Source organism: Planctomycetota bacterium (assembly GCA_033763975.1).
GTDB lineage: Bacteria > Planctomycetota > Phycisphaerae > Phycisphaerales > UBA1924 > RI-211.
Map to the genome: position 1 here is coordinate 116,898 of JANRJM010000012.1, position 21,808 is coordinate 138,705.

The following is a 21,808-nucleotide window of genomic DNA, read 5'->3' on the forward strand; positions in this document are numbered from 1 at the left end:
GCCCCGCCGCGCACGAGTTCACACTTCGCCCAGGCGGAGCGCCCCTGGGCCGAGCGTGATCGCGTTCTTGCCCTGGCGCTTGCTCGCCATCGCGAGCTGGTCGGCGCGGCGGAGCAGTTCCTCGGGCGTGGCGCCGTCCCACGGGTACGACGCGAGCCCGCCGGAGACGGTGAGCGTCGCCGGGGCGCAGTCGAGGAGCTTCGGGTAGCGGTGCGCGAGCACCTGCTCCTGGAACCGCCGCGCGATCTCGAAGATGTCCGACGGGTGGCGGCTGCCCTCCTGGCGCGGGCCCTGGGGCTCGTGGAAGATCACCGCGAACTCGTCGCCCCCCACGCGGCACACCCGGTCGCTCGGGCGGATCACGCTGCGCATCAGGCTCACGGTCTCGCGCAGGATTTCGTCCCCCGCGTCGTGCCCGTAGACGTCGTTGTACTTCTTGAAGTCGTCGATGTCGAACAGCAGGATCGTCACGTGACGCCGGTGCTCGCGCGCCTGCTCGATGGCGGCTCGCAGAAACCGGTCGAAGTACCGCCGGTTCCACGCGCCCGTCAGCGGATCGGTGAACGCCGCGTCGCGGAGCTGCGCGTGCTGATCGCGCAGGCGCATCCACGACGCCAGCCACCGCGCGTGCGGCGCCAGCACGTCGGGCGCACTCACCGACGACACCAGGTGCCCGTACCCGCCTCGTCCCATGCCCTCCCACGACACGAGCGCCCCGCCCCGCCCCGACGACGGGCCGGCGGGCACGAACTCGACCGATTCGTCGCGCAGCCGACGACGGATCAGCTGCACCGCGTCGGGCAGCACGTCCTGCCCACGCAGCAACTGCGCCACCAGCGCGCCGTCCGTGGGAACCTCCGCGGACGCACTCCGCTCCGGTGCACGCTCGGGCACGCGCTCCGCCGCTCGCTCGGGCGCCGCTCGCTCGGGCGCGGCCCGCTCGGGCGGCCTGGGAGGTGCTCGCTCCGCCGCGGGCGGCGTGCTGTCCGCCAGAAGATCGCCCAGCAGTTCGTCCTCGGGCAGCACGGGCGCCATCCCACGCGCCGGCGGCGTGCCGCGCGCCGGTGCCGCCTCGCCGGGCCCCTGCCCACGAGGACGCCACCGCACCGCCTCGCGCAGCGCCTCAGCGCCCAAATCAGACGCGATCGAACCGTCGAACGCGGCAGGCACCGGTGACCCATTGCGGACCGCGAGGACCACCACGCCCGGCGACGCGACCCGCAGCGCGCGGACGAACTCCCCGGCACGCGCGTCGTCGCGCTCCCCGCCTTCCAGCAGCCCCTCGACCCGCGGCGCCACCACCACCACCGCTCGCTCGGGCGATTCGGCGTCGATGGGCGAGGCCAGCTCGCCGATCGCCTGCAGGGGCGTCGAGGCGCGGACGAGCTCGATGCCGCCGTCCCGGCGCAGCATCGCGTCCAACCCCGTCCGTCCTACCAGCACGACTCGCACTTCCGCCCGGCTCTCCGTCGGCACGCCCGCGCTCCTCGTCGGCCCGCCGTGGCCACCCCCCGGACCCCGACCCACCAAGCCTACGACGCCGGGGGTCTCCCGGATCGCCGGTGCCCGCTGATCCCGTCGTCCCGTTGGGATCCTCCCCGAGACGACCGCGGGCAGAGTGCTATGTACGTTTCTCGGCCTCGCCTGACAACAGCATTGCCAGTTCTTCGTCGCTCAGCAGTGTCGGGGACGCCCGCGACGGGCGTGCGGGCACTGCGGGGAATGCCGGTGAGGCCGGGGGCGCGGGCACGGCCGGTCCGGGCGACAGGGGCTTGATGTCCGGTCGAGGATCGGGGGCGCCCGGCGCGTACGCCCCGCCAGTACTCGGCGTCGGTTCGGGCAGCGGCGCCCCCTCGCCCGCCAGACGCAGGTGCGGGCCGGCGATGGTCATCGTCGGCTCGGGGATCGGCGACGGCCCCCGCCGCTCACGCGCCTCGGCGCCCGCCGGCGGCGTCGTCACCGGGCGCGCGGCCTGGGGAGCCTCGTCGCGCTCCACGCGCCAGGTCGTCAGATCCTCGGGGCCCACGGCCCGCAGGCGGTGTGTCGAGCGCGAGTCGAACACCCAGACCGACGCGCCCGGCACGTACTGGTCCAGGGCTTCGATCAGTTCGACCGGGTGCTCCAGGTCGTGCGGCTCGACGAGCAGCAGGATCGTGGATTCGCCGGCGCGCGGGGCGATCTCGCCCGCGCGTGCGCAGAGGTGCGCCATCGCGCCGAACTCGTCCTCGCACGAGAACACGCGGAAGTTCGGGCGGGTCAGGGCCGCGATGAGTTCCGGGCGGGGTGGGCGACGGCGGGGGTGCAGCACCACGCACCGGAACCGCCTTCCCGAGCTGGCGCCGCCTGCCTGCATGGAACAAGTGTACCGGGAAACGCCGGACGGGCCGCAAAAAACGCGCTAGCTCATCGCGCCCGCAAGAACCCCCGCGACCCGGTCCGCCCCGTCGGCCGGGCCGAGCGTGCCCAGCGCCCGGCGCATCGCCCCCGCGCGGGCGGTATCGCCAAGCAGCCCCCGCAACGTGTCAGCGTGACGCCGCACGTTTGCCTGGGGCTCGATCGCGTCCTCGGCCAACAGCGCGCCGCCCGCCGCCACCAGCGGGGACGCGTTGAACGCCTGGTGCTTGTCGCGGTGGTACGGGTACGGCATGAACACGCACGGGACGCGGTTCGCCCAGGCCTCGCCCACGTTGCCCGCGCCGGCGCGGCATATCGCCAGGTCGGCCGCGCCCCACGCCCGGGCCATGTCGGGCAGGAACTCGCCCACCCAGGCGCGCACGCCGCCCCGTTCGTACGCAACGCGCACCGCCTCCACCCCGCCCGCGCCGGTCTGGTGGATGACCTGCCAGGCGCGCAGCGGGAACTCGGGCAGTTCGCTCAGCGCGCCCAGAAACCGGTTGATGCTCCCCGCACCCTGGCTGCCGCCGGTGACGAGCAGCGTCGGGCGATCGGGGTCGAGCCCGAACGCGCCGCGGCACGCCCCCGCCGGCTCGCGCGCGATCGCCTGGGCCCGCACGATCGGCGGCACCTGCTCCCACGCCGGACGTTCGTGCCCCGGCGCGAGGCGGGCGGCGGTCACCACTCGTCGCACGTGCCGCGCGATCCACCGGTTCGCCTTCCCGGGCACGGCGTCGAGGTTCACGAGCACCGCCGGCACGCGCTCGACCCGGGCGGCCTGCACGCACGGGGCGGCGACGAACCCGCCGAACGCCGCCAGCACCACGGGACCGGCGCTCCTGGCCTCGCGCAGCGGTCCGCGCGCCGCGCGGACCGCCTCGCCCCAGCGCGTCACGAACCTGTACAGCGCGGGCGGACGCACGCCGAAGGGCTGCGCGGGGATGGCCTGGAACGACATCGCCCCGCCGCCGCCCGCACCGCCGCCGCCACTTCCGGGCAGTTCGCGCGCGAGGATCGACGCGTCCAGGGGGCGCTGCGAGACGAGGAAGATGGCGCGGGCGTGGGGCTCGCGCTCGAGCAGCACGCGCGCGACGCCGAGCGCGGGGTAGATGTGCCCCCCCGTGCCGCCACCGGCGAAGACATAGGTTCGAGCGGGCGGGCTCATGCCGCCGCGAGGGCCCGCGAATGGTCGGGCGCGTCCTGGGTGCGTTCGATGGAGATGACCAGGCCCAGGCAGAAGGACGTCAAGATCCAGCCCGTGCCGCCCGAGGAGAGCAGCGGGAGCGCGATGCCCTTGGTGGGCGCCAGGCCCGTGACGACCGCGAGGTTGATGACGGCCTGCAGACCGATGGTCGCGATGACGCCGAACGCGAACAGGCGCAGGGCGGCAAGGGGCTCGCGCCGGACGATCGACCACCCGCAGGCCATCAGGGCGGCAAAGAGCAGGCAGACCACGCCCGCGCCGGCGATGCCGAGTTCCTCGCAGATGATCGGGAAGATGAAATCAGTACGGTCCTCGGGGAGGTAGCCGAACTTCTGCAGGCCGTGCCCCAGCCCGCGCCCCCAGCCCTCGCCGTTGGCGATGGCGATGAGCGACTGGATGGTGTGATAGCCGATGCCCTGCGGGTCGGCGTAGGGGTCGACGAAGGCCAGGATGCGCTTCACGCGGTAGTCGCTGGTGAGGATGGCGAACACCACGCCCGCGACGGCGAGGGGCGCAAAGATCATGAACTGCCACAGGCGGGCGCCGGCCGCGATCAGCACCAGCGACGACACGCCCGCGATGAGCACGCCCGTGCCGAGGTCTTCCTTCACGATGAGGGCCGACACGCCCCCGATGCAGAGCAGCGCGGGGACCAGCCCGCCCCAGAACCGATGGATGCGCGGCGCCGCCGCCGCTCCGTACCACGCGAGCAGCCCGACCATGCCCCACTTGGCGATCTCGCTGGGCTGCACGGAGAGCGCGTCGCCCAGCCCGGGCACCGGCAGACGCAGCCACCGGCGCGCGCCGTTGATCTCCTTCGACAGCCCGGGCACGTACACCAGCGCACACACCGCGACCAGCGCGAGCGACGCGATCAGCAGCCCCCGCGCCGCGGGCGACAGCACGCCCCCCTCATGCCCGCCGAGACGCGCCGGGGCGAAGAACCCCGAGGCGGCCCCCCCCGCGTCCAGCGATTCGGCGAACCGGCGGACCGGCAGCATGGCGCCGATGCACATGGCGCCCAGGGCCAGGGCCATGTAGATCGTGGACCGCGAGAGCAGGATGGACTCGGCGGTGATGGCCGGAGCGACGTTCTCGCCGCTGGGCGAGGCGACGCGCATGTCGGCGCTGTTCACCATGACCACGCCGATGGTGAGCAGGCAGAGGGCGATGAGCGCGATGAAATGCCCGAGGCGGAGCATGGCCCGTAGATATCGGCGAGGCGGGGCGGGCGCGTGGAAAACCGGGTGCGAGTGTGCCTGTAGACTGCCCCCGGAGGTCTCATGCCCACCCGCCGCGATTTTCTCGCCGCCTCGGCCCTGGCCGCCGCGGCCCCCGTCTTCGCCGCCGCGCCCCATCGACGCCAGCCGGGCACCCCGCCCGCCCGGCGCAACCCGATCTGCGTCTCGACCTACTCGTTCTGGCAGTTCAACGAAGGCATGCGCCTGCCGGTGGACGAGTGCATCCGCCAGGCGGCGGCCATGGGGTTCGACGGCGTCGAGATCCTCCATCGCCAGATGGACGCCGAGGACAACGCCTCGCTCCAGCGCCTCAAGCAGGTCGCCCTCCTCGAGGGCTGCCCGCTCGTGGGGTTCTCGATCCACCAGGGCTTCGTCCACGCCGACCCCGCCGAACGCGCCAAGAACGTCGCCCACACCCGCCGCTGCCTCGAACTCGCCGGGGCGATGGGCATCCCCACCATGCGCGTCAACACCGGACGCTGGGGCACCACCAAGGACTTCAACCAGCTCATGAAGGACCGGGGCGTCGAGCCACCGATCCCGGGCGTCGCGGAAGACACCGCCTTCGGCTGGGTCATCGACGCGCTGGGCGAATGCGTCGAGGTCGCCGCCCGCGAGGGCGTGACGATGGGCCTGGAGAACCACTGGGGGCTGGGCCTGACGCCGCAGGGCGTGCTGCGCATCACCCAGGCGGTGAACTCGCCCTGGCTGCGCTGCACGCTCGACACCGGGAACTTCCTCGAAGACCCGTACGAGCGGCTCGAACTCATGGCCCCGCACACCTGCTTCGTGCAGGCCAAGACGTACTTCGGGGGCGGCAAGTGGTACACCCTCGATCTCGACTACCCCCGCATCGCGGCCATGCTCCGCCGCAACGACTACCGCGGGTGGATCAGCCTCGAGTACGAGGGGCTCGAAGACTGGAAAACCGCCATCCCCAAGAGCCTCGCCGTGCTGCGCGGAGCATTCGGGGAAAGGGACTAGGCACTGGGGACTGGGGACTGCCTACCGGAGTACCTTCAGCCCCACGGTGCGTTGCAGTTCTTCGACCGGGCGGGCGACGAGGTCGTAGCCATCGCTCGCGACGATGACGCAGCGGACGAGTTCGCCGGGGCTGCGGCGATCGCGCGATTGCACGTAGGTCAGCCCGTCGATCTGCGGGGCCTGCGACGCGGTGCGCCCGGCGTAGAGGCGTCCGCCCGCGCCCACGCCGCTGGTCGCGCGCCCGGCGCTCGTGAGCGGGTGGTCGATGAGCACGTCGCGCACGACGCCCCGGGGCGAGCCGTCGGGGTTCGTGGGGCGGCGTTCGTCGAACCGGCCGGCGATCATCGCGGCGGCCTCGAACGCGATCTTCTGCTGCGCCTCCATCACCTCGTTGCGCCGGCGGGCCTTGGTCTCCGCGTCGACCGCGAGCGCCGGGTCGCGTTCCATCGTGCCCGCGACGGTGCCGTCCTCGTGGCTGTACTCGAACACACCCACGGCGTCGAATCGCATGTCCTCGACGAACTCCACGAGTTGGCGGTGGTCGTCCTCGGTCTCGCCGGGAAACCCGCTGATGAACGTCGTGCGGACGGTCATGCCCGGCACGCGCTCGCGCAGGCGGTTGATGACGCGGGCCTGCTGGGCGCGCGTCACGTTGCGGCGCATGAGGGCGAGCACGCGGTCGGAGGCGTGCTGCAGGGGGATGTCGAGGTAGGGCAGCAGCCGCCCGCGAGCGGCGAGCTCGCCGAAGGCGTCGATGATCGGGTCCGAGAAGTTGCTGGGGTAGGCGTACATGAGGCGCAGCCAGCCGCGGGTGCCCATCTCGTCCATGGTGTCGGAGAGCGCGCGGAGCAGGGCGGGCAGGCCGCCGGGCGCGCCCGGGACCGGCGATGCGCCCAGCCCGAGCCCGATGTCGTCGCCGAAGGACGTCGTGTCCTGGCCGATGAGCAGCAGTTCGAACGCGCCGTCGGCGAGGAGTTCGCGCGCCTCGGCCAGGATCGCGTCGGGGTGCTTGCTGCGCATCTTGCCCCGGATGCTGGGAATCGTGCAGAACGCGCAGTTCTGGTTGCACCCCTCGCTGATGCGCAGGTACGCGTAGTGCCGGGGCGTGAGGCGGAGGCGCGCCGAGTCGTCCTCGAAGTAGCCCAGCCCCTTGCCGTCCTTGCCGTGGACGGTGAGCCCGACGGTGGAGACGCCCCGTTCCTTCGCCGCGACGAGCGCGTTGCCGGCGATCCAGTACTTCGGGGCCTCATCGCCGACGGGCACGCTCCCCGCGCGGGCGGTCCGTTCGCCGAAGACGGCGTCGACGATGCGGTCGCGGTCGAAGACGCCGACCATGGCGTCGATGCCCGGGGCCCACTCGAGCATCTTGGCGCGGTGGCGCTGCACGAGACACCCGGCGACGACGACGCGGCGGACCTCGCCCCGCTCCTTCGCGGCGATGGCCTCCTTGATGACCCCGAGCGACTCGTCCTTGGAGGCTTCCAGAAAGCCGCAGGTGTTCACGACGACGGCGTCGGCCCCGCCGAAGGAGGGGTCGTCGGGAGCGCAGGGGACGGGCGCGATCCCGCTCTGGGCGAGCAGGCCGAGCATCTTCTCGCTGTCGACGAGGTTCTTGGGACACCCGAGGCTGACGAAGGCGACGGTGCGGCAGGCGTCGTCCGCCTTCTGGCGAACGCGGGCTCGCGGGGACTTTCTGGTGGGTCGGGGCATTGGCGAGGCAAGCGTAGGAAAGCCGGCAAAACAAAGCGGGGCGCACCGGTAGGCACGCCCCGCCCCTCTCGCTCCTCCGGACGCCGCTACGCCGCCATCGGCAGGGGATCAGACAGCATCGACGCGCGCATGCCGGCCATGGGGTAGTACCGCTCCATCGCCTCGCCCAGGGGGTTCGCCTCGGCGATGACGAACTGCACCGCGTGCCCCAGGCGCCAGCCGGTGAACTTGAGCGCCCGCACCAGCGCCTCGCGCGTGGTGCACAGCACCAGGTCCGACCCGCGGATCTCGAGCGGGAGCACGCGGAACTGCCACGCCTGGCGCCGGGAGATCACCTCCAGCACGCGGTGCTGCACCGGGAACGTGCGCGGGTCGACGTGCGGCGCGATGGTGTCGAACTGCTCGGCCCAGGCGCGTTCGACCGCGCCGGGGTTCACGCCGAACATCTGCTCGGCCAGCGCGCCGAAGGGCCCGCCCCGCTCCTTCTGCGCCGCCAGCACCGCGTCGCGCTGCGCCGCGGTCAGCACGCCGTGCTGCACGAGCAAATCACCCAGGTGAACAGTCCTCATCGCGCCGGTCCTCCGTGCCCCCGAGGATGCGCGGCTCGCCGCCGCCCATCGATCGGACCGCAGTGGATCGACGCCCCGCGCCCGCCCCGCGAGTCAACATGACGCAGGACCGCCCCCGCGCGCCGTGCGGCGCCGCGTGCGCCCGTCGCATGCGGCGCGACGGACAAATCGAGCACGCGGGCCGGCATCGCGCGGCGTGCGCGGATTCCGCTTGACGGTCGGGCGATGCAATTGCAGCGGGCGGGGCGTCCGAGAAGCCGCGGAGCCCGGGCGCACGGCCCGGCACGCAACGCACGCACCCCGCACGAGCGCCCGGCGCGATCGCTACACGCCGTAGACCTGCTCCGCCTTGTGCTCGAGGTGGCGCAGCAGCGCATCGTGCGAGAGCGCCTGCCCCGTCACACGCTCGCACAGCGCCCCGGCGGTGTACCGCCGCCCGGGCGCGTGGATGTGCTCGTTCAGCCACGCCTTCAGCCCGCCGAACTTCCCCTTCGCGATCTGCTTGGGCAGGTCCGGCAGGTCGTGCTGGATGCGCTCCCAGAACTGGGCGGCGTAGAGATTCCCCAGCGTGTACGTCGGGAAGTACCCGAACAGCCCGAGCGACCAGTGCACGTCCTGCAGGCAGCCCCGCCGGTCGTCGGGCACCTTCACGCCCAGGTACTCCTTGTACCGCCGGTTCCACTCGGCGGGAATCTCGCCCACCGCGATGTCGCCCCGCAGAATCGCGCGCTCCATCTCGAAGCGGATCATGACGTGCAGGTTGTACGTCGTCTCGTCGGCCTCGACGCGGATGAAGCTCGGCGTCACGGTGTTGGTCGCCGCGAAGAGGTCCTTGTGGTCCCACTTGTCGAGCGCCTTGCCGAAGAACTTGCGCGAGTGCGGCAACGCCCACTTCCAGAAGCCCTTGCTGCGACCCACGAAGTTCTCCCACATCCGCGACTGGCTCTCGTGGATGCCCAGCGAGACCGAGTCGGCGAGCGGCGTGCCGAAGTACGCCGACACGCCCCCGTCGGGCGTGCGCTTGAAGAGGCCCTGCTCGTACAGCCCGTGCCCGGCCTCGTGCATCGTGCCGTAGAGCGCGTCGGTGAAGCGCTCGTCGCGGTAGCGCGTCGTGAGGCGGACGTCCCCCGGGGCGATGCCCGAGCAGAACGGGTGCGCGGTGGTGTCGAGACGCCCGCCCTCCAGGTCAAAGCCCATCGCGCGCAGCACGAACAGCCCGAACGCGTGCTGGCGCTCCGCCGGCACCTTCACGTCTAGGCACTTCGTGCTCACCTTCGCCCCCGACTCACGCACACGCCCGATGAGATCGCTCAGCCGCGCACGCAGCGGCGTGAACACCGCCTCGATCTGCGCGGCCGTCGCCTCGGGCTCGTACAGGTCCAGCAGCGCGTCGTACGACTCGCCCCCCTCCCGGAACCCGAGGCACTCGGCCTTGCGGCGCATCAGCACCACGACCTGCTCGAGCCACGGGCGGAACAGCGCGAAGTTGTTGTCGGCACGCGCCTTCTTCCATACCTCCTGCGCCTCGCTCGTCGTCTTGGCGATCTCCGCGACCAGGTCCTTGGGCAGCTTCGTCAGCCGGTCGTAGTCCCGGCGCATTTCGCGCAGGTTCGCGCGTGCAACCTCGTCGCCCTGCAGCCCCTTGTCGCCCTCGCACGTCGCGAGCAACTCGCCCAGACGCGGGCTGGTGCGGCGTTCGTGCACGAGGCCCGCCAAGATCGACGCGGTCTCGGCCCGGGCCGCGGCGCCCTGCGCGGGCATGTACGTTTCCTGGTCCCACGATGCGAGGTGGGCCGCGGATTCCAGCAGCGCGCTCTCGCGCAGGTGCGCACACAACGCCGCGTACGGCGTGCCGGGCTCCGGCGGGCGAACATCAGGGGCGGGGCTGGCGGGCGGGTTCGTGCGGGCCAATGTCCGGAGCTCCTTTCCGACGGTGCGGTACGCAGTGTATTGGCCGCCCCGCCGCTGCGTCCGACCCCGCCCGCGCGCCGGTACCCTCAGCCATGACCGGACGCGCTCCGTCCTTGTGGTTTGACGCCCACCTCGATCTTGCCTATCTCGCCGTCACCGGACGCGATCTCCGCGCTCCCCTCGCCACCCTCGCGCTCCCCGACGCCCCCGCGGGCCCGCACCGCCCCGCGGGCGTAACGCTGCCGGCCCTGCGCGAGGGCGGCGTGCACCTGTTCCTCGCGACCATCTTCACCGAGGTCATGCCCCCGGGAGAGCCCGTGCCGCCCGGCCCCGAAGGACACGCCTCCTACACGTTCGGCGACGCCGACGGCGCGTACCGACGCGCCAGGGGCCAGCTCGAGGTCTACCTCTCCCTCGCGGAGGGCGGCGTGCTCTCCCTCGATCTGCCGCGCGCCCTGCGCGCGCCCGAGGGCGTGGGCGAGATCCGCGGGGGCATGGGCGTCGCCGAGGTCGTGCCCCCTTCGATCGACGCCCGCGTCGCCGCCGCCACGCGCGCCGGGCGTCCGCTTGTGGGCATCCTCATGGAGAACGCCGACCCGATCCGGTCGCCCGCCGACCTGGAATGGTGGGTCGAGCGGGGCGTGTGCGCCGTGGGGCTCACGTGGGCGCGTTCGTCGCGCTACGCGACGGGCAACGGCGCGCCGCCCGGCGAACGAGTCGGACTCACGCCCCTGGGGCACGAACTCGTCCGCGAGATGGATCGCCTGGGCGTGCTGCACGACGCCTCGCACCTCTCCGACCGGGCGCTCGAGGACCTCTTCGAGGCGACGCCGCGGGTGGTCGTGGCGAGCCACAGCAACTGCCGCGCGTTGCTCGATCGCGACGGACGCCCGCCGAACCAGCGCCACCTGACCGACCGGGCGATCCGCGAGATCGTGCGCCGGGGGGGCGTTGTGGGGCTCAATCTGTATTCGCCGTTCGTGTCGCGCCAGGGCGAGGACCGCCGCGCGACGATCGACGAGGCGATCGCGCACGTCGAACGCGTGTGCGAACTGGCGGGCTCGATGCGTCACGTCGGGCTTGGCAGCGATATCGACGGCGGATTCGGCGCCGACCGCCTGCCCGCGGGCATCGACCGCCCCGCCGACTACCGCAAGCTGGCCGAGGCGCTCGCCCGGCGGGGCTGGACACGCGAGCAGCTCGACGACTTCGCGTGGCGGAACTGGGCCCGCGTGCTGGCGGGGGACGCCGCGCCCTAGTGCCCGGTGCCCAGTCCCCAGTCCCCAGTGCCTTCTCGCTCAGTACGCCGCGGGCGCGTCGTGGAGGGCGGAGGACTCGTCGGAGACGGTCCGCACGCGTTCGCCGGGCATGGGGCTGAAGCGCGAGCCGTAGAGCGGCAGCTTGCGGTTCGAGGTGCTCTTGGGGATGAGCGGGGCGGCCATCACGGTCAGCGCCATCAGGATGACGTTGATCACCAGCATCGGCAGCAGCCCGCTCGCGCCCAGCGTGATCAGGATGCTGACGCTCACCACGAGCGCCAGCGCCACGGGGATCACGAACTGCCAGGCCATCATCATGACCTGGTCGTACCGCATGCGGGGAATCGTCCAGCGGATGACCATGCTGAACACCGCGACGCCCACGACCTTGCCGAAGAACACCCCGATCTTCGTCAGCACGCCCCACACCGTCACGTTGTCCGGGCTCGTGAGCTCGTTCAGCCCGGGGATGAACGGCACGTGGTACCCGCCGAAGAAGATCAGCACCAGGAACGCCGAGCTCGTCACCAGGTGCGCGTACTCCGCCAGGAAGTACAGCGCGAACCGCATCGACGAATACTCGGTGTGGTACCCCCCCACCAGTTCCTGCTCGGCCTCGGCGTTGTCGAACGGGGCCCGGTTGGCCTCCGCCAGGATCGCGATGAAGAAGATCAACGCCGCCAGCGGCTGGGCCAGCACGCCCCACCCCTCGCTCACCTGCAGGCGGACGATCGAGTCGGGCAGCACCGTGCCGTAGTACAGCAGGGCCGCGAGCAGCGCGAGCCCGAGGGGAATCTCGTACGAGATCATCTGGGCGCTGGCGCGCAGCCCGCCCAGGAACGAGTACTTGTTGTTGCTCGCCCAGCCCCCCAGCGTGACGCCGTAGACCCCCAGCGACGCGACGGCCAGCAGATAGATGATCCCGACGTTGATCGACGCGCCGGCGATGGCGACGGTCGTGCCCTCGGTGACGTTGCCGAGGAACGGGACGTCGCCGTTCCAGTGCCCGCCCCAGGGGATCACGATGAACCCCATGAGCGCGGGCGTCACGATGATGATCGGGGCCAGGGTGAACAGCACCTTGTCCACGCGGGTGGGGGTGTAGTCCTCCTTGAGCATGAACTTGATGCCGTCGGCCAGCGGCTGGCCGAAGCCCAGGCAGCCCTTCAGGAACTTCAGCGCCGGCAGGCCGAAATCGAACCCCGTGCGGTTGGGGCCGATGCGGTCCTGGATGTACGCGGAGAACTTGCGCTCGGCCTGCACGAGGTAGGCGACGAGAATGAGGATGACGTGCACGATCGCGATGATGACGATCGCGGAAGTGACGAGTTGGGGGGTGACCCAGTCAAAGAGGCCGCTCATGGGGCAAGAGTGTAGCGGCACTCGACGAGCCCAAGCCGTACGAGCCCGACGCGCTCCGAGCCCGACGCGCTCCGAGCCCGACGCGCTCCGAGCCCGACGCGCAAACGAGGGTCCGTTTCAGTCCTCCCCCTTGGGGGAGGTGGCGAGTCTGCGAGCCGGAGGGGGCTACCCGTCCATCGATCCGCGATCCGGCGTCGGTGATGCGGGGGCTTGGTGGTGCCGCGCACCCCGAATCTTCCCCGTCCGCAGAACCCGCGCTTGCGCTTGACCGAATCTCCTTTCCATGCTCTAGTGGCCTTTTCGGTTTCATGGCCAACTCGCGGGGTATGCAAAGGGGTGCGTGATGCGGCGTGTTTTCGGACCGGCCCGCTCTGGGCTTTCGTGCGCTCGGCTTTCGTGCGCGGCTGTGATTTCCCTGGCGGGCCTGGCCTCTGGCCAGCCGATTGACCGGCCCAGCATCCAGCCGACTCCCCATGCATTCCCCGCCTTCACCCACGCCCACGACGAGCAGCCCGGCTGGGCCGCGTGCTCGTGCCACAAGGCCGACATGCTCCGCGCCCGCATCGAGCGTGGCCTGCCGATCGGTGAGCCCGAGCTGCCCGGGTACTCGGACCGCGAGGCGATGGCCGACACCGACGTCATCTCGAACGACATCGACATCGAGATCTTCCCGACGACCGAGGTCATCTCGGGCTCGAACACCATCCGCGTGCGCTCGCTGGTCGATGGCCTGACGCAGTTCACCTACCGCCTGCGCGGCAACTTCACGGTGCAGCGCGGGCTCAGCGGCAACGCGGCGGACACCAACCGCGTGACGCTCAACGGCACGACGGTCGCCGTCAGCACCACGCCCCCGACGAACAACGCGACCTACGGGCGCACCGTGACGCTCGATCGCCCGTACAACGCGGGCGAGGAGTTCACGGTCCGCATCGACTACACCGGCGTGGCGGTCTCGCGCGGGTTCGGGTCGATCGAGTTCGGGACGACGAGCGCCGGCAACCCGGTGGTCGCCACGCTGAGCGAGCCCTACTACGCCGCCACGTGGGTGCCCGTGAAGGACGGCGAGGTGACGCAGGCGGGCGACAACATCGACCGCGCGACGTTCGCGCTCGCGGTGACGGCGCCGTCGAACCTCCGCACGACGGCCAACGGGCTGCTCGAGAGCGTGACGCCCCTCTCGGGCGGGCGCACGCGCTACCGCTGGGTGACGAACTACACGCAGCCGACGTACCTGGCCGCGTTCTGCACCACGGTGTACAACACCTGGACCGTGAACTACTCGTACCCGCTGCCCGGCGGGGGCACGGGCACGATGCCCGTCGAGTTCCACATCTATCCGAACAGCGACACGCCCAGCAACCGCGACGCGTGGGAAGTCTGCGTGCCGATGATGGCGGCGTACCGCCCGGTCTTCGGCGAGTACCCGTTCATCAACGAGAAGTACGGCATCTATCAGTTCCCCTTCGGGGGCGGGATGGAGCATCAGACCAACAGCGGGCAGGGCGGGTTCGGACAGTCGCTCACGGCGCACGAACTCGTGCATCAGTGGTGGGGCGACATGGTCACCTGCCGCACCTGGAACGACATCTGGCTGAACGAGGGGTTCGCGACCTACGGCGAGGCGCTGTGGGAGGAGCGCAAGCCCGGATCCAGCGGGCTCCCGGCGCTGCACGCCGCGATGGCCGCCCGTCGCCCGTCGGCGGTCGGCGATTCGGTGTACGTCTACGACACGAGCTCGGTGAACCGCATCTTCAGCAGCAACTACTCGTACCGCAAGGGCGGATGGGTGGTGCACATGCTGCGCAAGGTCGTGGGCGACGAAACGTTCGTGAACATCCTGGCCGAGCATCGCGCCCGCTTCGCGTTCTCGGCCGCCTCCACCGATGACTTCGTTGCGACCGCCAGCGACGTCGCCGGGCAGGACATGACGCGGTTCTTCCAGCAGTGGGTCTACGGCATCGGGGCGCCCGCGTACGCCAGCGGCTGGCAGAACGTCGCCATCAACGGGCAGAACTACCTGCGCCTGCGCGTCCGTCAGACGCAGGACACCGGCTGGCCCGGGCTCGGCACGCCCGCCGACGCCTTCGTCATGCCCATCGACGTCCGCCTCGACAGCGCGCAGGGCCCGTCGACCGTCACCATCATGAACACGAGCCGCTCGCAGCACTTCCTGATCCCCGTCGCCAGCCCCGTCAGCGGCGTCACGCTCGACGAGTTCACTTGGATCCTCGAGACCGGCAAGGCCAACGAGGCGTACGTCGCCGGCCCGCCCAAGGTCATCTCCGCCTCGCCCGCGCCGGGCGAAGCCCTCGACGACTCGCCCGCCTCGATCGTCGTCGGCTTCAGCGACAACGTGACCGTCCCCGCGCCGCAGGTCACGCTCAGCGGCCCGTCGGGCGCGGTGCCCGTCTCGGTCTCGTACAACGCGACCACCTGGCGCGCGACCATCACGCCCCAAGGCACGCTCGCCCCGGGCGCGTACACGCTCACGCTCGGCACGGGCATCACCGCGAACGCCCTGGCGCTCGACGGCGAGATCGCCGGGGGCGCGCTGCCCTCGGGCAACGGGCTCGCCGGCGGGGCCGCGTCAATCGCGTTCACCGTCAGCGGCGGGGCGCCCTGCGACCCCGATTTCAACGCCGACGGCAACGTCGACCAGGACGACATCGCGTGCCTCGCGCAGGTCGTCGCGGGTGATCCGTCGTGCTCCACGGCCGACCCGGACTTCAACGGCGACGGCAACGTCGACCAGGACGACATCGCGGCTCTCGAGCAGGTCGTCGGCGGGGCGGAGTGCCCGTAAGTTCCGCAGCAGGCCTGAGCCCGGGGGCGGGCGAAGCGATTCCCGTGTGACCCTGGCCACAGCAAGCGCCGCGCCGGGCTGGTCCCCAGTCCGGCGTTTTCACTTGGCGCGTCTGTCACGTCCGGTAGGCTGCGCGGACGAGCGACGCTGTGCAGCGCCGCGCGCCAAACCCCTCGGACCAGGAGAAGCGCCATGATCCGTCGCCTGATGACAACTGTTTCCGTGCTTGTGCTCGGGGCGGCTTCGCTCCCCGCCGCGGCGGGCGAGCCCGACGTCGCCCTCATCGCCGCCGACTCGGCCGCGGCGCTCGCCGACGTGCAGACCAAGCTCATGAACACCGGGCTGTTCAACTCGGTGACGACAATCTCCGCCGTCACGAACACGCCCACGCTCGCCGAACTCCAGCAGTTCGAGGCCGTCATGACCTGGAGCAACCAGACCTACCAGAACGCCGCGGGGCTCGGGGACGCCTTCGCGGACTACGTCGACGCCGGGGGCGGCGTGGTCGTCGCCGTGTTCGCCACCAGCACCACCACCGCCAACCGCTCCCTCGGCGGGCGATTCCGCAGCGGCGGGTACGAGATCATCCCCACCCAGGGCGGCAACACCACCGGCGCCCAGACCCTCGGCACCATCCTCGTGCCCGGGCATCCCACGCTCGACGGCGTCAACACCTTCAACGGCGGCACGTCCTCCTTCCGCCCGACGCAGACCGCCCTCTCCTCGCACGGCGAGAAGATCGCCGAGTGGAGCGACGGCAAGACCCTCATCGCCGTCAGCAACCAGTACTCGAACCGCGTCGACCTCGGCATGTTCCCCACGTCCCGCGACGTCTCGGGCGGCTCGTGGGACCCCACGACCGACGGCGCCCGCATCCTCGCCAACGCCCTGGTCTACACCGTTGCCCCCCCGCCCCCGCCCCCCTGCAACCCCGACTTCAACGCCGACGGCAACGTCGACCAGGACGACATCGCCTGCATCGCCCAGGTCGTCGGGGGCGATCCCACCTGCGCCAGCGCCGACCCGGACTTCAACGGCGACGGCAACGTTGATCAGAGCGACATCGCCGCGCTGGAGCAGGTCGTCGCCGGCGCGCCCTGCCCGTAAGCCCGGCATCCGCACGACGCAGTCCATCCGCACCGATCGCCCCCACCTCGGGGGCTTTTTTTTGCATTGACACGCCCCGGGACGGGCGTACGCTGCGATAGATGACTCAGAAGTCCGCTTCAATCGCGGAACATGGGTCTGCCGTGGCAAACCATTGATGATCTCGGACTTATGGCATCACCGCCGATCGAGAACAAGTCGTACGCTCGTCGGGTCGAAGGTCTGGACTGCCCGTGGGGGCGAACCGTTGCGAGCGCGGTTGATGAGCATTTTGTGCGCTCGGTTGCGAGCGGCGTGCGAATAGGCCGTCTTTGGTCCGCTGATGTGTCTGGAGAAGGGTCGAACCGATGCACAACCTGAAGTCGCGCGCGGCGCGGGGCGTGTTCGCACTCGCGGCGGTGGTCACCGGGCTGGCGGCGCAGGCCGAGATCGTCACGCTCGCGCCCGTGGCCGACACCACGATCCTCGAAGAGTCGGGCGACATGTCGAACGGCGCGGGGACGCACGTCTTCGCCGGGCGGAACGCCTCCGGGCAGGTGCGCCGGGCGCTGCTGCGCTTTGACCTGTCCGTGTTCCCGGCGGGAACGGTGGTGAACGCCGCGACGCTTGTCCTCGAGATGGACCGTTCGAACGCCGGGCCCGAGCCCGTGACGCTGCGCCGCGTGCTGAACGCCTGGGGCGAGGGAACCTCGTCGGGCGGGAGCGGCGGGGGCGGGGGCGCACCCGCCGAGCCCACCGACGCCACCTGGCTGCACCGGTTCTACAACGCCACCCTGTGGAGCATGCCCGGGGGCGACTTCGCGCCGAGTTCCAGCGGCATGACGATGGTGGACGGCCTGGGCACGTACACCTGGACGGGCGCGGGCGTCGCGGGCGACGCGCAGTACTGGATCGACGTGCCCGGCGCGAACCACGGCTGGATCATGCTCGGCAACGAGGGCCCGGGCGTGAGCGCCAAGCGCTTCGCGAGCCGCGACAACCCGGAGCCGGCGCTGCGCCCGCAACTGATCTTGGACGTGACGTTCCCGCCGGGCTCGATGGGCGCGTGCTGCACGCCGGGCGTCGGGTGCTTTGTCACGGTGCCCGGGCTGTGCGCGCAGCGGGGCGGCACGTTCCAGGGCATGGGCACCAGCTGCTCGCCCGACCCGTGCCCGCCCACCACGGGCGCGTGCTGCCTGCCCGACGGCTCGTGCCAGGACCTGACGGGGGCGGCGTGCGCGCTGGCCGGTGGCACGTACGCCGGCGACCTCACGTCGTGCGCGACGAGCCCGTGCGCCCAGCCGCTCGCGCCCTTCGTCGACGCGCTGCCGATCCCGCCGATCGCGCAGCCGACCATCGGGGTTCCGGGCGGGGCGGCCCACTACGACATCTCGATGACGGAGTTCTTTGCGCAACTCCACCGCGACCTGCCCCCGACGCGGGTGTGGGGGTACGCGGGGTCGGTGCTGGGGCCGACCTTCGAGGCCCGGCGCGGGCTGCCGGTGACGGTGACCTGGACGAACGACCTGCGCGTGTTCGAGACCGGGCAACTGCGCACGTCGCACGTCCTGCCGGTGGACACGTGCCTGCACGGGCCCGACATGAACGGCGACGTCCCCTACACCGTCGTGCACCTGCACGGCGGGCACGTGCCCGCGGACAGCGACGGTCACCCGGACGACGCGTTCCCGCCGGGCGTGAGCTCGTCGCTGTACAACTACCCGAACAACCAGCGGGCCGCCACGATGTGGTACCACGACCACGCGCTGGGCCTGACGCGCCTCAATGTCTGGATGGGGCTCGCGGGGTTCTACCTCCTCCGCGACACCGACGAGGACGCGCTCAACATCCCGCGTGGCGAGTTCGAGGTGCCCCTCGCGCTGCTCGACCGCTCGTTCAACGCCGACGGCTCGTTCTTCTACCCGCCCATGTGGCACGAGCACGTCTTCGGCGACCACATTCTGGTGAACGGCAAGGTCTGGCCCTACTTCAACGTCAAACGCGGGAAGTACCGCTTCCGCGTGCTCAACGCGAGCAACAGCCGCGCCTACACCCTCGCGCTCCCCGCCAACGCCACGTTCTGGCAGATCGCCTCCGACGGCGGGCTTCTGGCGGCCCCGGTCGCCAAGACCAGCCTCACCATCACCCCGGGCGAACGCGCCGACATCGTCATCGACTTCGCCCCGTACGCCCCCGGCACCGAGCTCGTCCTGACCAACAGCGCGCCCTCGCCGCTGCCCGGCGGGGGCATCGGGCCCGAGGTGCCCAACGTCATGAAGTTCATCGTCGGCGCCGACGCGGGCGACACCGACCCGCTCCCGACGAGCCTCGTGCCCGTGCCCCGGATCTCCGAGAACGAGGCGGCCCAGGAACGCGAGTTCCTGCTCCGCAAGATCCCCGGGCAGCACTGCGGGCACGACGTGTGGGCCATCAACGGGCTCATGTGGGACGACATCACCGAGTACCCGCTGCTCGGCAGCACCGAGATCTGGTCGTGGGTGAACCGCTCGGGCGTCACGCACCCCATGCACATGCACCTGGTGTCGTTCCAGGTGCTCGACCGCCAGGACTTCATCGTGCAGGGCGGGCAGATCGTGCCGATCAGCGATCGCGTGCCCCCGCCCCCGGAGGAGATGGGCTGGAAGGACACCGTGCAGGCGCGCCCGTTCCAGATCACGCGCGTCATCGCGCGCTTCGAGAACTACGCCGGACGCTTCGCCTACCACTGCCACATCCTCGAGCACGAGGACCACGAGATGATGCGCCAGTTCGAGGTCTGCGAGCCCGCCGCCATCACCAACCCGCCCGATGACTTCGAGGCGTGCCAGGGAGGCGAGGCGCACTTCGGCGCCGAGTTCAGCGGGTCGAGTGTCCAGTACCTCTGGTTCAAGGACGGCTTCCCGCTCTCCGACGGGCCCACCGGCACCGGCTCGGTCGTCACCGGGTCCGGCGCGTACTACCTCGCCATCGCGAACGTCGGGCCGGCCGATGTCGGGCAGTACTACTGCCTCGCCACCAACGGCTGCTCCAACGCGACGAGCAGCGTCGCCTCGCTCACCATCAGCGGCCCGTGCTGCGACCCGGACTTCAACGCCGACGGCAACGTCGACCAGGACGACATCGCGTGTTTGGCGCAGGTCGTCGCGGGCGACCCGGCGTGCTCCGCCAGCGATCCCGATTTCAACCGCGACGGCAACGTCGACCAGGACGACATCGCTTCACTGGAGCAGGTGGTGGCCGGCGCGCCGTGCCCGTGAGGAGGCGAAGGCACGGGGCACGGAGGACTGGGCATTCGGCATTCGGCATTCGGACATTGCACACCGCATCGAGTGCAGGGCACTCGTGATTCCGCATGGCGTAGAACGCATCGCAAGGCTACTTACAAGCGCGCACTGAGGGCTTGTCGATCGACATCAGGCATGTCCACCGAGGGCGTCGCCAAAATCCGAACGCCGAACGCCGAACGCCGAATGCCTAATGCCTAGTGCCTAGTGCTTCATGCCGAACGCCTCGTCTTCTCACGGGCACTCCGACCCCGCGACAACCTGCTCGAGGGCCGCGACGTCGTCCTGATCGACGTTGCCGTCACGGTTGAAGTCGGGGTCTGCGCTCGAGCACGCGGGATCGCCCGCGACGACCTGCGCCAAACACGCGATGTCGTCCTGGTCGACGTTGCCGTCGGCGTTGACATCGGGGTCGCAGACCTCGTTGCCCCGGTTGGTGTACAGCAGCATGACGTCGGCGATCTCGTCGAGGAGCGCGAGGTCGAGGTCGCCGTCGTTATCGAAGTCGGCGCTGATGCTGCACGCCGGGTTGTTGGGGGCGATGAACTGCTGGACCTCGGTCATGACGCCCGCGCCGTTGTTCACGTACCGGTGCCAGCGCCCGCCCCCGAAGCACGCGACGAGCCAGTCGAGGTCGCCGTCGCCGTCGTAGTCGGCCAGTTCGGTGCCGACGGTGTGCCCGGAGACGCCCTTGATGACCGCGGCCTGGAGCGTGCCGTTGCCGTTGCCCAGGAGCACCGAGGCGTTCGCCGAGCCGGAGTTGGCCGTCACGATGTCCATGAACGAGTCGGCGTTGAGGTCGCCGGTGGCGACGACCCACGTCGCCCCGCCGATGGAGCGTGACGACGCGAACGTGAACGTGCCGTTGCCGTTGCCCCGGAGCACGACGGCGGTGCGCGAGTAGACGTGCCCGACGACGAGGTCCATGACCCCGTCGTTGTTCATGTCGGCGGTGACCAGGCCGTAGGGTCCGTCGCCCCCGCTGGGGATGTTGACCGGCGGGGCGAAGGCACCCGAGCCGTTGTTCGCCAGCAGCGAGATGGTGTTGACGGAGGTGTTGGCGACGGCGATGTCGAGGTCGCCGTCGGCGTCGAAGTCGAGGATGGCGTTGCCCCGGGGGTAGCCGGGCATCGCGATGATCGTGGGCGGGTCGAAGGTGCCGTCGCCGTTGCCCATGGCGATGGTGAGCTCGTTGGTCGCGTTGCTGGTGGTGATGATGTCGACGAACCCGTCGCGGTTGAAGTCCGCGGGCTCGTTCGGGCTGCTCTCGTACGGGATCGGCGTGGGGGGCGTCAGGAAGGGCTGGAAGAGCCCGGACCCGTCCGCGCGGTTGAGAAACACGCGCAGGTCCTGGGAGACCTCGTTCACGAGCGTGATGTCGAGCCACCCGTCGCGGTCGAGGTCGCACGCGAGCCCGCCGTAGATCCGCGTCTGCGCGTTGTTGGGCGAGCGGTCGCTGATGATCGCGAGGGGATCGAAGGTGGCGGTGGTGGGCTTGGCGCGCGTGGTGAAGGTGAGCGTGTGCCCGGCGGAGCGCATGGGCGTGCCGTCCGCGCCGCGCAGGTCGCGCGACATCACGACCATCACCGGGTCGCCGGCGTGAAGCGGGGCCGCGGGCGTGAACGTGACGGTGCGATCGTCGTTGGAGAACGAGATGGAGCCGTCGACCATGCCGCCCCAGCGCGAGAAGACCCAGAAGTTGTCGCCCGCGAAGGTCGCGCGGTCGACGGGACGATCGAAGGTGACGGCGATGGGAGCCTCGCGCGCCACGTGCAGCGCGTTGACCGAGGGCGACGTGCCGGTCACGACCATCTGCCCGAAGGCCGCGTTCCCGACGCCCCCCACCGCCGCGATCACTGCGATCACCGGGGCCAGCGTGCTGATGACGTGCGTGCGCATGACGAGTCTCCGTTCGGTTGTGTCGTCCGCCGCTCCCCGCCAGCGCCCAGCCTACCGACGTCGCGTGCCGCGTTCTAGGCGATCTTGAACCGCGCACCC

General features: G+C 71.0%; 14 protein-coding genes. 5 read left to right on the forward strand and 9 right to left on the reverse strand.

What is annotated here, in order from left to right:
* Positions 1-18 precede the first annotated feature (18 nt).
* From SFY69_07135 to SFY69_07150, 4 genes are all read right to left on the reverse strand, one after another.
* The gene (locus SFY69_07135; GenBank protein MDX2131808.1) at positions 19-1,476 is read right to left on the reverse strand and encodes a GGDEF domain-containing protein; all 1,458 of its coding nucleotides are present in this window, start codon (positions 1,474-1,476) and stop codon (positions 19-21) included.
* Between the two features lie 145 nt (positions 1,477-1,621).
* Positions 1,622-2,353, reverse strand: coding sequence for a hypothetical protein (locus SFY69_07140; protein MDX2131809.1), 732 nt, complete (start codon positions 2,351-2,353; stop codon positions 1,622-1,624).
* A gap of 45 nt (positions 2,354-2,398) precedes the next feature.
* Positions 2,399-3,559: a glycosyltransferase gene (locus SFY69_07145; protein ID MDX2131810.1), complete on the reverse strand. Its 1,161-nt coding sequence runs from the start codon at positions 3,557-3,559 to the stop codon at positions 2,399-2,401.
* On the reverse strand, positions 3,556-4,800 hold the full coding sequence (locus tag SFY69_07150) for a putative peptidoglycan glycosyltransferase FtsW (GenBank protein ID MDX2131811.1): 1,245 nt from the start codon (positions 4,798-4,800) through the stop codon (positions 3,556-3,558). The genes SFY69_07145 and SFY69_07150 overlap by 4 nt, the downstream gene beginning before the upstream one ends.
* An 81-nt stretch (positions 4,801-4,881) precedes the next feature.
* On the opposite strand from SFY69_07150, the gene SFY69_07155 reads away from it, so the two are divergent.
* The gene (locus SFY69_07155; protein ID MDX2131812.1) at positions 4,882-5,823 is read left to right on the forward strand and encodes a sugar phosphate isomerase/epimerase family protein; all 942 of its coding nucleotides are present in this window, start codon (positions 4,882-4,884) and stop codon (positions 5,821-5,823) included.
* Positions 5,824-5,844: 21 nt separating this feature from the next.
* Here SFY69_07155 and rimO read toward each other — a convergent pair whose 3' ends face one another.
* The 3 genes from rimO to SFY69_07170 all read right to left on the reverse strand — a co-directional run bounded on the left by rimO (position 5,845) and on the right by SFY69_07170 (position 10,013).
* Positions 5,845-7,533 (reverse strand): 30S ribosomal protein S12 methylthiotransferase RimO, encoded by a 1,689-nt coding sequence (rimO, locus tag SFY69_07160; protein ID MDX2131813.1) that lies wholly within the window; start codon positions 7,531-7,533, stop codon positions 5,845-5,847.
* An 86-nt stretch (positions 7,534-7,619) separates the two neighbouring features.
* Positions 7,620-8,102 carry a hypothetical protein gene (locus tag SFY69_07165; protein ID MDX2131814.1) on the reverse strand — a complete coding sequence of 161 codons (483 nt, stop codon included), beginning with the start codon at positions 8,100-8,102 and terminating at the stop codon, positions 7,620-7,622.
* Positions 8,103-8,426: 324 nt separating this feature from the next.
* Entirely contained in the window at positions 8,427-10,013 is a 1,587-nt protein-coding gene (locus tag SFY69_07170; protein ID MDX2131815.1) for a carboxypeptidase M32, read from the reverse strand.
* A gap of 92 nt (positions 10,014-10,105) precedes the next feature.
* Here SFY69_07170 and SFY69_07175 point away from each other — a divergent pair, with 92 nt between their 5' ends.
* The gene (locus SFY69_07175; protein MDX2131816.1) at positions 10,106-11,272 is read left to right on the forward strand and encodes a membrane dipeptidase; all 1,167 of its coding nucleotides are present in this window, start codon (positions 10,106-10,108) and stop codon (positions 11,270-11,272) included.
* 39 nt (positions 11,273-11,311) lie between these two features.
* Here SFY69_07175 and SFY69_07180 read toward each other — a convergent pair whose 3' ends face one another.
* Positions 11,312-12,634, reverse strand: coding sequence for a complex I subunit 1 family protein (locus SFY69_07180; GenBank protein MDX2131817.1), 1,323 nt, complete (start codon positions 12,632-12,634; stop codon positions 11,312-11,314).
* 406 nt (positions 12,635-13,040) lie between these two features.
* On the opposite strand from SFY69_07180, the gene SFY69_07185 reads away from it, so the two are divergent.
* From SFY69_07185 to SFY69_07195, 3 genes are all read left to right on the forward strand, one after another.
* Positions 13,041-15,440, forward strand: a complete 2,400-nt coding sequence (locus tag SFY69_07185; GenBank protein MDX2131818.1) for a M1 family aminopeptidase — start codon at positions 13,041-13,043, stop codon at positions 15,438-15,440.
* A 192-nt stretch (positions 15,441-15,632) separates the two neighbouring features.
* Complete coding sequence (locus SFY69_07190; protein MDX2131819.1) at positions 15,633-16,547, forward strand: hypothetical protein; 915 nt, start codon at positions 15,633-15,635, stop codon at positions 16,545-16,547.
* Between the two features lie 347 nt (positions 16,548-16,894).
* Positions 16,895-19,783, forward strand: a complete 2,889-nt coding sequence (locus SFY69_07195) for a multicopper oxidase domain-containing protein (protein MDX2131820.1) — start codon at positions 16,895-16,897, stop codon at positions 19,781-19,783.
* Between the two features lie 261 nt (positions 19,784-20,044).
* On the opposite strand, the gene SFY69_07200 is transcribed toward SFY69_07195, so the two are convergent.
* On the reverse strand, positions 20,045-21,709 hold the full coding sequence (locus SFY69_07200; protein MDX2131821.1) for an FG-GAP-like repeat-containing protein: 1,665 nt from the start codon (positions 21,707-21,709) through the stop codon (positions 20,045-20,047).
* Positions 21,710-21,808: the final 99 nt, after the last annotated feature.